The organism is Xanthomonas sp. LF07-6 (genome assembly GCF_034105445.1).
Taxonomy (GTDB): domain Bacteria; phylum Pseudomonadota; class Gammaproteobacteria; order Xanthomonadales; family Xanthomonadaceae; genus Xanthomonas_A; species Xanthomonas_A sontii.
Genome location: NZ_JAXGGI010000007.1, coordinates 62,867 through 75,392 on the forward strand (window position 1 = coordinate 62,867; position 12,526 = coordinate 75,392).

General features: G+C 70.9%; 12 protein-coding genes. 3 read left to right on the forward strand and 9 right to left on the reverse strand.

The window, feature by feature from the left end; translation table 11 throughout:
• Window position 1: 1 nt before the first annotated feature.
• Complete coding sequence (locus SLW56_RS12610) at window positions 2–943, reverse strand: DegV family protein (protein WP_320694934.1); 942 nt, start codon at window positions 941–943, stop codon at window positions 2–4.
• A gap of 47 nt (window positions 944–990) precedes the next feature.
• Window positions 991–1,620: a DsbA family protein gene (locus SLW56_RS12615; RefSeq protein ID WP_320694935.1), complete on the reverse strand. Its 630-nt coding sequence runs from the start codon at window positions 1,618–1,620 to the stop codon at window positions 991–993.
• A gap of 317 nt (window positions 1,621–1,937) precedes the next feature.
• Between SLW56_RS12615 and SLW56_RS12620 the strand changes: the two genes are divergently transcribed.
• Entirely contained in the window at window positions 1,938–2,771 is an 834-nt protein-coding gene (locus tag SLW56_RS12620; protein ID WP_026144748.1) for a cellulase, read from the forward strand.
• A 34-nt stretch (window positions 2,772–2,805) separates the two neighbouring features.
• Here SLW56_RS12620 and SLW56_RS12625 read toward each other — a convergent pair whose 3' ends face one another.
• The 4 genes from SLW56_RS12625 to SLW56_RS12640 all read right to left on the reverse strand — a co-directional run bounded on the left by SLW56_RS12625 (window position 2,806) and on the right by SLW56_RS12640 (window position 8,079).
• On the reverse strand, window positions 2,806–3,534 hold the full coding sequence (locus tag SLW56_RS12625; protein WP_320694936.1) for a hypothetical protein: 729 nt from the start codon (window positions 3,532–3,534) through the stop codon (window positions 2,806–2,808).
• Window positions 3,535–3,620: 86 nt separating this feature from the next.
• A complete protein-coding gene (locus tag SLW56_RS12630; RefSeq protein ID WP_320694937.1) occupies window positions 3,621–5,225 on the reverse strand; it encodes a rhamnogalacturonan lyase B N-terminal domain-containing protein in 1,605 nt (534 codons plus the stop codon).
• A gap of 167 nt (window positions 5,226–5,392) precedes the next feature.
• Window positions 5,393–6,682 (reverse strand): amidohydrolase family protein, encoded by a 1,290-nt coding sequence (locus SLW56_RS12635; RefSeq protein ID WP_150410724.1) that lies wholly within the window; start codon window positions 6,680–6,682, stop codon window positions 5,393–5,395.
• Complete coding sequence (locus tag SLW56_RS12640; protein ID WP_320694938.1) at window positions 6,679–8,079, reverse strand: amidohydrolase; 1,401 nt, start codon at window positions 8,077–8,079, stop codon at window positions 6,679–6,681. The genes SLW56_RS12635 and SLW56_RS12640 overlap by 4 nt, the downstream gene beginning before the upstream one ends.
• Before the next feature lie 162 nt (window positions 8,080–8,241).
• Between SLW56_RS12640 and SLW56_RS12645 the strand changes: the two genes are divergently transcribed.
• Window positions 8,242–8,787, forward strand: coding sequence for a DUF924 family protein (locus SLW56_RS12645; protein ID WP_295928337.1), 546 nt, complete (start codon window positions 8,242–8,244; stop codon window positions 8,785–8,787).
• A 578-nt stretch (window positions 8,788–9,365) separates the two neighbouring features.
• Here SLW56_RS12645 and grxD read toward each other — a convergent pair.
• Window positions 9,366–10,292 (reverse strand): Grx4 family monothiol glutaredoxin, encoded by a 927-nt coding sequence (gene grxD / locus SLW56_RS12650; protein WP_267099677.1) that lies wholly within the window; start codon window positions 10,290–10,292, stop codon window positions 9,366–9,368.
• Between the two features lie 43 nt (window positions 10,293–10,335).
• On the opposite strand from grxD, the gene SLW56_RS12655 reads away from it, so the two are divergent.
• Window positions 10,336–11,127 (forward strand): polysaccharide deacetylase family protein, encoded by a 792-nt coding sequence (locus tag SLW56_RS12655; protein ID WP_320694939.1) that lies wholly within the window; start codon window positions 10,336–10,338, stop codon window positions 11,125–11,127.
• Between the two features lie 212 nt (window positions 11,128–11,339).
• On the opposite strand, the gene SLW56_RS12660 is transcribed toward SLW56_RS12655, so the two are convergent.
• Complete coding sequence (locus tag SLW56_RS12660) at window positions 11,340–11,552, reverse strand: hypothetical protein (RefSeq protein ID WP_223875707.1); 213 nt, start codon at window positions 11,550–11,552, stop codon at window positions 11,340–11,342.
• Between the two features lie 256 nt (window positions 11,553–11,808).
• Window positions 11,809–12,480 (reverse strand): methyltransferase domain-containing protein, encoded by a 672-nt coding sequence (locus SLW56_RS12665; protein ID WP_017910897.1) that lies wholly within the window; start codon window positions 12,478–12,480, stop codon window positions 11,809–11,811.
• Window positions 12,481–12,526 lie beyond the last annotated feature (46 nt).

The window sequence follows — 12,526 nt, forward strand, 5'->3', positions numbered from 1 at the left end:
ATCAGCCGAAGTGCAGCGCCTCCCCGGCGAAGCCCAGCACCAGCGCACCCTTGCCGACATTGACCATGCCGGTCAGGCTCATCACGCTTTCCTGCAGCTCTACGCCGTGGCTGTCGCAGGCCTGGCGCAGCGCCGCGTAGCCGGGCAGGGCGCGCAGTTCCGCCAGCTCGCCGCCATAGCTCAGGCACAGCGTGGGCGTCATCAGCCCTGCGGCCACGCGCTTGGCGGCCAGGCCGAACAGGGTCTGCACGGCGTGGTCGAAGCCCTTGAGCTTGGCCACCGGCGCGGTCTCGCCACGGTGGCAGTGCAGCACCGGCTTGATGTCCAGGGCCGAGCCGAGCGCGGCGCTGAGCAGGCCGACGCTGCGGTCGCCCTTGCTGCGCGCGCGGCTGCGCAGGTAGTACAGGTCGCGCGCGATCATGTAGCCGTGGGTGTGCTCGGCCAGCGTCTCCAGCCGCTCGCGGATGGCCTGCACGCCGGCACCGTCGGCACGCAACCGCACCGCCTCGACGGCGATCACCGCCTGTGCGGCGAACAGGTTCCCGGTGTCGATCACGCGCAGCGCGAACGGCGAGGCGTGGCCGGCTGCCTGACGGATCGGCTTGTAGTCGTTGAGGATGGCGAAGCCGGCCTGCTGCGCGTGCTCGTGGATCGGGCTGCGGGTCTTGGCGATGGTCAGGCAGAACACGTGGTCGTAGTCGATGACCAGCCGGCTCAGGAACAGCTCGCGGATCTGCGCCACGCTGTACGGCACGGTCTCGGCTTCGGCGCCGTGCGCGCTGACCTGTGCGTGCAGGAACTCCAGCGTCGCGGCTTCGTCGCGGCGATCGGCCAGGACGGTGCCGCCGAGGCGCACGCTGATCGGCAACACCACCAGGTCGTGCTGGGCGATGTAGTCCTGCGGCAGGTCGCAGGCGGAATCTACGACGATGCCGATGCGCATCCGCTGAAGCTCCAGTGATTGGGGAGATCGATGGACATGGCGACCGCTCAGGCGTTGCGCTGCACCGCGACCGGCAGCGCGCTCAGGCGCGCCATGTCGCCGCGCTGCAGCAGTTGCGGGTCGGCCAGCACCGCGCGCATCAGCGGGTGCGCGTCGTTGCCCCACAGCAGGGTGTCGTCGATCTGCAGGGTCGGCACGCCGAACACGCCGGCCGCCAGCGCTTGTTCGGTGTTGGCGCGCAGTTGCGCCTTGACCTGCGCATCGGCGGTGGCCGCGGCCACGTCGGCGATCCCCAATGCCTCGCCGACCGGCGCCAGGGTCGCGGCGTCGTCGCCCGCGTGGCCATCGCGCCACAGCCAGTCGAAGAGCGCATCGATGGCCTGCGGCGTGGTGCCGGCGGCGATGCACAGGCGCAGCGCCGTCAGCGGGTTGAACGGATGTGCCGGCGGGAAGCGCAGCGGCACGCCTTGCTGCTGCGCCTGCCACTGCACGAAGCGATAGGTGAACTCGCGCTTGTGCGGCACCTCGGCCGGCCCGCGCGTCTGCAGCTGCGCCAGCACCGCGCCGAACACGATCGGCACCGGCTGGATCCGGGCGAACTCCGGAAGCGCTTTCACCTGCTGCCAGTGCAGATAGGAAAACGGCGAGATGAAATCGAAATACCAGCGCAGCGTCATCGTGCTTCTCCGCAATGACCGATCAGCTTAGCGCGACCTCGCGTGCGCTGCGACTGCGTACATCGGCATGCTGCAGTGCGAGATGTCGCCGCCGACCGTTCGCCCGGCGACCGCAATGCGTAGACGATGCCGTGGCGGAAATCTCGCTGGCACGCGATATCTGTGAAGCGCCGCGCGGCCGTGGCCTGGATCGCGGTAGCGCTATTGCGCTGGCGCATGGCATGCGCGGGTCTTGTCATAGCTCGCGGTACGCGCACCTTGCTAGCGTCCGCCGCGGCAGTAGATTCGCTGCCCCTGCACGCCCAGGAGAGACCGCCATGCACGCTTCCGCTTCCGTTTCCGCCGCTGCTTCGCCGCGCCTTCCCGCCACGGTCGTCAGGTCGCCGCGCGGCTGGGCGCGGACCCTGCGCGCGTTGTTCGCCACCGCCCTGCTCGCCATCGCGCCGATGGCGCTGGCCGGGCCGTACCAGGTGTACGGCAACCAGTACGCCTGGGTGAACAACTTCAACGACCCCAACAACGTCATCCAGGGCACGTTCCACAGCGGCAGCACGCCGAGCATGACCGTGACCTTCAATTTCCCCAACGCCAGCCTGTACGGCTATCCGGCGATCCTGCGCGGCTCGCACTACGGCTTCAATCCCACTGCCGACCGCACCTTCCCGCGGCAGGTCTCGGCGCTGCGGTCCTTGCCGGCGACCTTCGCGTACTCGTCCGGCGGCAGCAACCTGGCCGGCGACTTCGCCTACGACCTGTTCTTCCGCTGGGACAGCACGGTGTCCTCCAGCGCGATCCCGCAGGCCGAAGTGATGATCTGGGGCGGCCACAACTCGTACCCGATCGGCACGCTCACCGCCAGCAACGTCATCAGCGCCGGCGGCTACACCTTCGATCTGTGGGAAGGCATGAACAGCGCCGCCGGCTACTACGTCTACACCTTCATTCCGCACAACACCGCGGGCCAACCAACCCTGCCGAGCAACGGCAATCTCAACATCGACATCAAGCCGTTCCTGAGCTGGCTGCACACGCACCGCGCGCAGGACGGGCGCTTCAGCAACGCGATGTACCTGCACGTGGTCGAGGCCGGCTTCGAGGTGGTGCGCGGCAACGGCTGGGCCTGGATCCAGGCCAATATCGGCGCCAACTGACGGCGCCGCACGGGCGCCGCCGTTCCTGCCTGGCTCAGCGCGGCGGCGCCTTGCACAGTTCCGCGTTGTGCCAGGCGGCGCGGGCGATCGGCAGGAACCCGTCGGCATCGCTGGGCGGCAGGCTGTTGCGCACGTCCTCGGCACCGCTGCCGGCGCGTTCCAGCACCGGTGCCAGCGTGCGCAGGCAACCGGCGCGGTCGCCCAGGTGATACTGGGTCAGCGCCAGATCGGTGCGGACCTGCGCGGCGTCCAGCCAGAACAGGGTCTTGCCGCAGCCGTCCAGCAGCGCGGCCAGAGTGCGTTCGGCGTTGGCGTAGTCCTTGGCCTGGTACTGGCGCAGGAAGCGCGCGCGCGTGGCCTCCGCCGCCTCGGGCACGCAGGCCGGCGCGGCGCGTCGGTAGTCGCCTTCGAACCAGGCGCGTGCGCCGCAGTAGTCGCGGCAGGTGTCGGGGGTGAGCGCCTCGACCCGGATGGCGTCGCCCTCGGCGTGCAGGCGGGTGCGGCACAGCGACGCGGGATTGTCGTCGTGCGCGCGGGTGAAGCCGAGTTCGCCCTGCAGCGTGCCGTCCAGCGCACAGGTATGGCCGTTGGCGCCGGTGACGTCGAGCGAGAAGCCCAGACCGTCGGCGTCGCGCGCCACGTCGAGGCGGTCGCCGCCATCGGCGAGGTAGACGCCGGGTGTGGGCGGCGCGGCGCCGGCGCCGCAGGCCAGGGCCAGCAGCGCCAGCGGCAGCAGGCGCTGGAGGGACAGCGAACCGCGCATCGGGATGTCTCCGTCGGGCCAGGGGCGCAGCGTAGCAGCGTGGCGACGTCCTCGCCGGCGCGTGTGGCGCGTCTGCCCGCAGTGCCTCACGGCGCGAGCCATTGCACGCTGTCGAAGACGATGCCCGGGCCGAGGAAACCATTGTCCGGCGAGCCCGAGGCGACGTCGATGTCCAGCGTGTTGAGGCCGGCCTGCAGCGCGCTGGCCGGAATGTCGAACAGATAGACGGCGTTGTTGCCGCGGTAGGTGCCGCGGGTGATGCCGCGGCTGTCCGGCTGCTCCGGCCGCGGCGGCACGGGTCCGCTCCAGCGATCGTTCACCCGCAGCTGCGGACGGCCGCCGGCCTGGGTCAGGGTGACGAACAGCCGCAGGCGATAGGCGTGGACCTGCTCGGGCGAGAGCACGAAGGCGATGCGCGTGGGCGTGTTGACGCCGCGCCATTGCGCCGCCGGGAATGCGTCGAGAGAGTCGTGGCCCACGCGATAGGTCAGCGGCCCCCATGGCGCCATGCGCCGGTCGGAGGGATGCGCGCGCGCCAGCAACGCGGCGTTGCGGAAACCGGCCGGCGTGCCATCGGGATCGCCGATCTGCCAGATCGCCTGGCCCGGCAGCGGCACCGCGTGCAGCTCGGCCTGCGCGGTGGCCGCGGCTGCGATCTGCACGGTGGCGTGGGCCACCTCCAGCTCGTTCTGGTACAGCGCGATGCGGTAAGCGCCGGGGCGGATGCCGGCGATGCGGAAGCGGCCGTCGGCATCGGCCCTGGTCCAGTACTGCGCCTGCGCGTTGCGCAGGGCGACTACCGCGGGTTGCCCCGCGGCGATGCCGGAGACCTGGCCGGCCACCGCGCCGCGCGCCGCCGTGCCCAGGAAGCCTTGCAAGCCCAGCGACGCGTCGATGAAGCGCAGGTCCGGCGGCACCTGCGCTGCCGCGCCGCCGCGGCTGAACTGCAGCACGTACACCCCGTGCAGGCCGCCGCGGTACGGCTCGGTCTGGGTGTGGTTGGAGAACATGTAGTTGTACAGCTCGTGGGTGCGCGCGGTCCGCTGCGTGGCGATGTCCTTGAAGAACGGCCCGCCCGCGCTGTGCTCGCGATCGCCCATCCACATCCGCACCGCGAGGCCGGGGCCGCTGACGCCATGCACGCTGTCGTCGATCGCGCGCCGCGCCGAGTAGAACTTGGAGCTGGTGCGGCCGTCCGGCAGCAGGAATACGTCCTTGCCCTCGATCGCGGTGCCGATGTTGGAATCCGGTTCGCGCTCGGCGTCGGGCAGCTTGGTTGCGTCGAGGCGGGCGATGAAGCGCAGTTCGCCGACCGGCAGCAGGGTCGGCGCATAGGTGGCCAGGTAGAGCGCGTCGCGGCCCATGCGCGCCATGTAGTACTGCACCAGGTCGCCAGCGCTGGCCGAGACCACGATGGTCTCGCCGACAGTGCGTGCGGCGACGCGGGCGCTGCCCAGGCCCGAGGCGATCTGCGAGTGCTTGGCTTCCGGACTCTCCAGTTCGACGCCACGGTAGCGCAGGGAGACCACGTCGCCGGTGCGCGCGTCCACGCTGAACTGCAGATCGGCGCCGCTGTCGACGACGAAGCGATCGCCGACCCGAGCGACGCCGAAATCGGCTGCGTTTGCCAGCGCGGGTGCCGCGGCGTACAGGGCGAGGCAGCACAGCAGCAGGCGAAGCAAGCAGGGCATGGCGGCGCGGGCGACGGCAGCGAGGCGCACAGCCTACTGCGCGCGGACGCGGACGCGATGCCGTTTCCGCGCGGCGGTGGGGCAGCGCTCAGGTGCGCATTGCGGGGCGTCGCCACCGGCGGGACGGCATCGTCAGTGCGATGCCGTCCCGGTGTGCTCGACGCGGTTTAGTGCGTGTACGCCTTCGGCAGCGCGCCGTTCTGCTGCATGTAGCGGTCGCGCAGTTCGGTCTGCCGCGAGCGCATCGGGATGGCGCGGCCACCCAGCCAGACCTGCTCGGCGTAGTGCGCCACGTCCAGCGGGTCGCCTTCCCACAGCACCAGGTCGGCGAGCTTGCCCGGGGCGATGCTGCCCAGGCGGTCGCCCACGCCGAAGGCCTCGGCCGGAACCCGGGTCAGGCCGGCCAGGGCGGCGTCCCACGGCAGCCCGTGTGCGACCGCGTTGCCGGCCAGCTGCCGCTGCTTGCGCGCGTTGTGCGCGCCGTCGCCGCCCTGGGTGAAGCTCACCGCCACGCCGGCGGCGTTGAGGCGCGCGGCGTTCTCCAGGGTGGCGCCGATCTGGTCGAAGCTGGCCGGCAGGTCGTCCAGCGCGTTGACGAACACCGGCACCTGCGCCTTCGCCAGTTCCGGCGCCAGCTTCCAGGCCTCGTCGCCGCCGGCGATGGCGATGCGCACCTTCTCGCGTTGTGCCCAACGCAGCAGTTGGCGGATGTCGGCCGCGCGGTTCACCGTCACCACGATGCGGCCCTGGCCGGCGAGATAGCGCGCCAGCACCGCGCGTCCGGCCGGGGTCAGCAGCGCATGCGGCGAATCGGCGGGCATGCGCCCGCGCGCTTCGGCCACCAACTGGTCGAGCAGCATCCACTGCGCCGCGCGCGACTTGCCGCTCAGTTCCAGCGCATCGCTGCCCAGGTGCAGGTACAGCGCGCGCGGGCCGATCGGGTCGGCGCCGCCGTCCAGGCGCATCACCGCGCCCTGGCCGGCGACGAAGGCGCCGCCGGTGTTGGCGCCGAGCGCGGTGAAGCCGATGCCTTCCACGCGTGCGACCGGGATCAGCACCGATTCGGGGTTGTAGGCCAGGGTCACGTCGAACTCCGGACGCATCGGCTGGTCGTGCGGCAGGGTCAGCGTGCTGTCGACGGTGGAGGCCTCGCCGGAGACCTCCTCGATGCCGATCTCGGTGATGCCGCCGAACAGCGCCGGGGTCAGTGGGCGGCCCTTGGCCTCGACCACGGCGACGCCGGCTGGCGCGCTCAGGCCGGGGCCGACCGCGCGGATCACCCCGCCCTGGACCAGCACGTCGGCATTGGCGAGGGTGCCGCGGGCGCTGGCGGTGTGCACGGTGGCGCCGCGGATCAGCACGTCCTGGGCGAACCCGGGCGCGCTGCCCAGCAGCAGGCAGGCGGCCAGGGCCAGGCGCTGCGCCAGGCGGTGGGGCGAGGGTAGGGCGCGGCTCATCGGGCAGCCTCCTGGCCGAGCATGAAGTCGGAGGTCGGTTGCAGGCCGCGGTCGGCGCGGTCGTAGACCTGCGCGCCGTCGATGTAGACCTTGTCGGCCAGGGCGTAGGAGCTGAAGGGGTTGCCGTTCCACAGCACCACGTCGGCCATCTTGCCCGGCTCCAGCGAACCGGTCTGCCTGTCGATGCCCAGCGCCTTGGCCGGGTTGCTGGTCAGCCAGCGGATCGCGCGTTCGGGCGGGATGTCGATGCCGGCGCGGCGGCCGGCGGCCATCGCCTTGGCCGCTTCCTGGTTGAGCCGCTGGATGCCTTCCTCCGAGTCCGAGTGCACGATCGCACAGCCGTTGGCGGGGCGGTCGACCAGGGCGATGTTCTCCTGGATGCCGTCGAAGGCCTCCATCTTGAAGCCCCACCAGTCCGCCCACAGCGCGCCGCAGACGTTCTCCTGGGCCAGGCGGTCGGCGATCTTGTAGGCCTCCACGCCATGGTGGAAGGCGGCGATCTTGAAGCCGAACTCCTTGGCCAGGTCGAGCATGGTGGTCATCTCGTCGGCGCGGTAGCAGTGGATGTGCACGCGGATGTCACCGTTGATCGCGCCGGCCAGCGTGTCCAGCTTGAGGTCGCGCTTGCCGCCGCTGTCGCCGCTGCTGTCGTTGTCACCGTTGCCGCGGCTCCACCAGTGGCGCTTGGGCGGGCTCTTCTGCTTGGGCGCGTTCTTGCGCAGGTATTCGCTGGCGTCGATGAAGGCGGCGCGGTAGCCGGCGACGTTGCCCATGCGCGTGGACGGGCCGCCCTTCTCGCCGTAGACCCGCTTGGGGTTCTCGCCGCAGGCCATCTTCAGGCCCCACGGCGCGCCCGGGAACTTCATCGCCTGGTAGGTGGTGGCCGGCACGTTCTTGAGGGTGACGCCGCGGCCGCCGACCAGGTTGGCCGAGCCGGGCAGCACCTGCAGCGCGGTGACGCCACCGGCCAGCGCGGTGCCGAAGCCGGGATCCTGCGGCCAGATCGAATGCTCGGCCCACACGTTCGGGGTCACCGGTGCGGTCGCTTCGTTGCCGTCGCTGTGCGCGCTGACGCCCGGGCTGGGATACACGCCCAGGTGCGAGTGCACGTCGATGATGCCGGGCGTGACCCACTTGCCGTGGCCGTCGATGCGGGTGGCGTTGGCCGGCGCGGCCAGCGCGCGGCCGACCGCCTGCACGCGGCCGTCCTGCAGCAGCACGTCGGCATCGTCCAGGCGCTCGCCGGTGCCGGTGAGCACGGTGGCGTGTTCGATCAGCACCGGCACCGACGCCAGCGCGCGATAGGTGCTGGGATAGGGATCGTCGACGAAACGCGAGGCCGCGGCGGCCGGGCCGCACAACGCCACGCCCAGGCAGGCGAGCAACAGATGACGCATCGAATTTTCCCCGGAAGATGAACCCGGCCCTTGCGGCCGTGCCCGCACGCTAGCCCGAGCCGGCGCGCTTGCCAAGTGCGGGTGCGGCATCGGCGCGCCCGGCTGCACCGGATCGCGACGCGGAACCTGTTATGCAGCGCGATTCTCCCCATGGACACCGCAATGACCGACACCCCTGCGCGCACCGTCGTGGACTTCTGGCGCAGTGCCGGCCGCGAACGCTGGTTCGCCGCCAACGACTCCTTCGACGCCAATGTCCGCCAGCACCTGCTGGAGGCGCATCACGCCGCCGCGCGCGGCGAACGCAGCGACTGGCTGGCCGACGCCGAGGGCGCACTGGCGCTGCTGCTGTTGCTCGACCAGGTGCCGCGCAACGTGTTCCGCGGCAGCGCGCACGCCTTCGCCACCGACGGCCTGGCCTGCCGCTATGCCGACCAGGCGCTGGCGGCAGGGTTCGACCAGGAGACCGACGCGGAACTGCGGATGTTCTTCTATCTGCCCTACACGCATGCCGAGGACGCGGCGCGGCAGCGCCAGGCGGTGGAGCTGTTCAGCGCGCTCGGCGATGCGGAGTCGCTGCAGTGGGCGGTGGTGCACGAAGACGTGATCCAGCGCTTCGGTCGTTTCCCGCACCGCAATGCGGCGCTGGGGCGCACGACCACGCCGGAGGAGCAGGCGTTCCTGGATGCGGGTGGGTTTGCCGGGTGAGCGAAGGGGGCCTGTGCGTTCGCTGCGTCATGGCAGCGAAGCCAGTGGCGCATCGGATGTCATTGCAGTCGGGACTGGAGTCCTTCCCACAGGGCGACATCAGGCTGCTGGCGCGGGCGCCAGCATTCGCCTGGTACGCGCAGCGGAGACAAGGAATGCGCTTCTTGTGGGAGCGGCTTCAGCCGCGACGAGCGAAGCCATCGGCGCATTCGACCTCATTGCAGTCGGGACTGGAGTCCTTCCCACAGGGCGACATCAGGCTGCTGGCGCGGCCGCCAGCATTCGCCTGGTACGCGTACCAGAAACAAGGAATTCGCGTCTTGTGGGAGCGGCTTCAGCCGCGACGAGCGAAGCCATCGGCGCATTCGACCTCATTGCAGTCGGGACTGAAGTCCCTCCCACAGGGAGCGCCGGACTTCGGTGCTGCCGTCAGCACTTGCGCAAGACGCCAGGCGAGTGTGTGCCCAGGGTAGGAGCGTGTGCGTGTGGCGATCGCGGCGCGCGGGCACAAAAAAGGGCGATCGTTCGATCGCCCTTTCGGCACGTCCGCACGGGACGCAAACCACGAGGTACCCGACTCAGTACTTCGGCACGCTGCCGTCGACCTGGTCGGTCCAGGCGTCGATGCCGCCGACCACGTTGTGCACCTTGCTGAAGCCAAGCGAGCGGAAATGCTCGGCCGCCTGCGCGCTGCGGCCGCCGTGGTGGCACAGGAAGGCCAGCGCGGTGTCCTTCGGCAGCGCTTCCAGTTGCGCGCGCTGCTCGCCGTCGAGGGTGCGGAACGGCACATTGACCGCTGCCACCGCGCGCTCTTCCGGCGGACGCACGTCCACCAGGAGCAGGCCGCCGGCGCGTACCTGGTCGTCGGCGTCGCGCGGGCTGAGGTCCTGCACCGGCTTGGGCGCATTGGGATTGTCGATCGCCAGGCCGCGGCCGCGGATGTCGTCCACCCAGTCGATGGTGATGCCGTCGGCGCGGCGCGCGCTGCCCAGGTCGAACTGCACGCGCAGGCCGTTGGACTCGGCGGCGATGGCGTTGGGATCGGTCGGCGCCAGCTGGAAGTTCGGCTGGAACTGCGCGTCGATCGCCAGCGCCAGGCTCGCGCCCGGGGCGTCGGCCAGCGCGCCGCGCAGCATCTCGGCGGCGGCGTCGGTGATGGTGATCGACGGCGGGGTGCGGTCCGGCGCGGCCACGCCGAGCAGTTCGCTCAGCTCGCCGCTGCCGGCCATCTGCAGGATGATGTCGCTGCCGCCGATCAGCTCGCCGTCCACGTACAGCTGCGGGATGGTCGGCCAGTCGCCGTAGACCTTGATGCCCTCGCGGATGTCCTGGTCGGCCAGCACGTTGACGTGGGCGAAGTCGACGCCGAGCTCGTTCAGCGCGCCCACCGCCTTGGCGGAGAACCCGCACTGCGGCATGCTCGGCTGGCCTTTCATGAACAGCACGACGCGGTTGGAGCTGAGCAGCGTTTCGATACGGGAGCGCAGGGCGGGGTCGAGGGACATGGCAGGCAGTCGTCGCAGAGTCGGACCGGTCATTCTACGCCGCATGGCATCATGGGGCATGACAGTTCCGGAAACGCTGCATCGCATCCCGCGCCACCCGTACCGCTGGCTGCCCTGGGCGCTGGCCTCGCAGGCGCTGGTGGCGGGGCTGTGGTGGGCGTATGGCTGGCCAGTCGGCCTGCCGGCGCTGCTGCTGTCGCACGCGGCGCTGGTGTTGCCGGTGTTCCTGCCGCGGGCGCGGCTGTACGCGCCGGTGCTGGACCGCCTGCCCGGCAGCGCGCCGCGGGTGTGGCTGACCATCGACGACGGCCCCTCCGACGACACCGTGGCGATCCTGGACCTGCTCGACCGCCACCAGGCCAAGGCCACGTTCTTCCTGGTCGGTGCCCGCGCCGCCGCGCGCCCGCAACTGGTACACGAGATCCTGCGCCGCGGCCACGGCATCGGCAACCACAGTCAGCATCACCCGCAGGCGTGGTTCTGGGCGCTGGGACCACGGCGCATGGCGCAGGAAATCGGCCAGGCGCAGCAGACCCTGGCCGCGATCGCAGGCACTGCGCCGCGCTGGTACCGCTCGGTGGTGGGCATGACCAACCCCTTCGTCGCCGCACCGTTGCGCCAGCACGGCCTGACCCGGGTGGCCTGGAGCGCGCGCGGCTTCGACGGTGTGCGCTGCGACCCCGCGATCACCGTCGCGCGCATCGCCCGCGACCTGCAGCCCGGCGCCATCGTGCTGCTGCACGAGGGCGCGGCGCACGGGCACAATCCGGCGATCGTGGAGGGGGTGTTGCAGGCGTTGCAGGCGCGCGGGCTGGAGACGATCTGCCCGACCTGAGGCTGGACGCGCTTCCCCGCTTGCGCTGTGGCGTGGTGCCGATGCGCATACGCTGCGGCGGCCGTGTCCATGCACGGGGCGGCATGCCGACAGGCTCCCGAGGGGTATCTGTCGCTCGCTGCACGGAGTAGTCGGTGCATGCCGCGAAGGCATGACCATCCGACGTGTGCAGGTGTAGTACAGGCAGCATGGCGCAAGGCCCGGCTGCGCTTTCATCTGGTGCGCTTGTAACTGCGCACCTCCCAGCCGTCTCGCAGGCGAGTGACGAAGCAGTCATAGCCTGCCGCGTGCTGCGCGTCGAAGTACTGGTGCATCTCGGTGCGGTCCGCGAAGATGCGTCGCACGTCCGCGGTCTGGCGCCGCGACGACGAGCGAATAGCCGCAGCGATCCCTCGCAATGTTGCCAGTAGTGGCGCAACATCCATGTGTCCCTCTGCCGAGTCCGTGGCTGGTCGGGCGGACTATCGCACACCTGAAAACCGTCCGCCAGGAACCGCCAGAGGCCGTCTTTCGCGCACTGCAGCCTTCAGTGCATGGAGGCCATCTCCATGCCGCTGTGCGGCGGCATGGCAGCTTGCAGCGGGGAACGCGCCGACGCGGAGGGCGCTTGCTGTCTCGCGCGCGGGACCTCGATCGGCGAGAAGGTCGTGCAGACCGGGAGTTCGCGCGACAGCTGCGACGTCAACGCGGCTCCGCCACGATCAGCCAGTTGTTGAACGGCGTGTTGCCGTACAGCGGCGCGAAGCTGGCGCGCAGGCCGGCGGCGTCGAGCTGGGCCTGCAGGCTGTCGCGGGTGGGGTAGGCCTTGGGCAACTCCTGCATCCAGCCGGCCAGGTGCGCGAGCACGTCGGTGATGCGGCTGGTGCGGCCGCGGCCGCTGGCATCGCCCAGGCCGCTGCGAATCACCAGTTTGGCGCCGGGCGTGAGCATGCGCGCCACGCTGCGGATCAGGTTGGACTGCATGTCGCGGTCCAGGTACTGCAGCACGTCCAGGATCGCGACGCTGCCGTGGTGCTCGGGCCAGGACTGGCCCAGGTCGACCACCGCGAAATGCGTGTCCTGCAGCCCGTTGCGCGCGGCGATGGCGCCGGCGCGGCGGATCTTGGCCGCGTCGATGTCCACGCCGTGGTAGCGCTGGCGCTGGCCGTCGGCGCGCAGCGCATGCGCGAGCAGGCCCAGCCCGCAGCCCAGGTCCAGCACCGGCGCGTCGGTGCCGCGCAGCGCGGCGAGCACGCCGGGGTACAGCGGATCGGTGCGCAGCTTGGTGCGCGTGTAGTAGTAGTCGTAGCGGTTGCCCAACGGATGCGTGGGCAGGAAGGCGCGGGCGATGGCCAGGGCCTGCGGGCGGGTCATGGGCTGGGTGGTGCTGGCGTCGCGCAATGTCGGTCCTTGGCAGCGG

What these genes read in the sequence shown, in the direction of transcription:
- SLW56_RS12610 (WP_320694934.1), bottom strand. Translation starts at nt 943, where the DNA reads ATGCGCATCGGCATCGTCGTAGATTCCGCCTGCGACCTGCCGCAGGAC.
- SLW56_RS12635 (WP_150410724.1), bottom strand. Translation starts at nt 6,682, where the DNA reads ATGAGCCGCGCCCTACCCTCGCCCCACCGCCTGGCGCAGCGCCTGGCC.
- SLW56_RS12665 (WP_017910897.1), bottom strand. Translation starts at nt 12,480, where the DNA reads ATGACCCGCCCGCAGGCCCTGGCCATCGCCCGCGCCTTCCTGCCCACG.
- SLW56_RS12615 (WP_320694935.1), bottom strand. Translation starts at nt 1,620, where the DNA reads ATGACGCTGCGCTGGTATTTCGATTTCATCTCGCCGTTTTCCTATCTG.
- SLW56_RS12630 (WP_320694937.1), bottom strand. Translation starts at nt 5,225, where the DNA reads ATGCCCTGCTTGCTTCGCCTGCTGCTGTGCTGCCTCGCCCTGTACGCC.
- SLW56_RS12640 (WP_320694938.1), bottom strand. Translation starts at nt 8,079, where the DNA reads ATGCGTCATCTGTTGCTCGCCTGCCTGGGCGTGGCGTTGTGCGGCCCG.
- grxD (WP_267099677.1), bottom strand. Translation starts at nt 10,292, where the DNA reads ATGTCCCTCGACCCCGCCCTGCGCTCCCGTATCGAAACGCTGCTCAGC.
- SLW56_RS12620 (WP_026144748.1), top strand. Translation starts at nt 1,938, where the DNA reads ATGCACGCTTCCGCTTCCGTTTCCGCCGCTGCTTCGCCGCGCCTTCCC.
- SLW56_RS12655 (WP_320694939.1), top strand. Translation starts at nt 10,336, where the DNA reads ATGGCATCATGGGGCATGACAGTTCCGGAAACGCTGCATCGCATCCCG.
- SLW56_RS12660 (WP_223875707.1), bottom strand. Translation starts at nt 11,552, where the DNA reads ATGGATGTTGCGCCACTACTGGCAACATTGCGAGGGATCGCTGCGGCT.
- SLW56_RS12645 (WP_295928337.1), top strand. Translation starts at nt 8,242, where the DNA reads ATGACCGACACCCCTGCGCGCACCGTCGTGGACTTCTGGCGCAGTGCC.
- SLW56_RS12625 (WP_320694936.1), bottom strand. Translation starts at nt 3,534, where the DNA reads ATGCGCGGTTCGCTGTCCCTCCAGCGCCTGCTGCCGCTGGCGCTGCTG.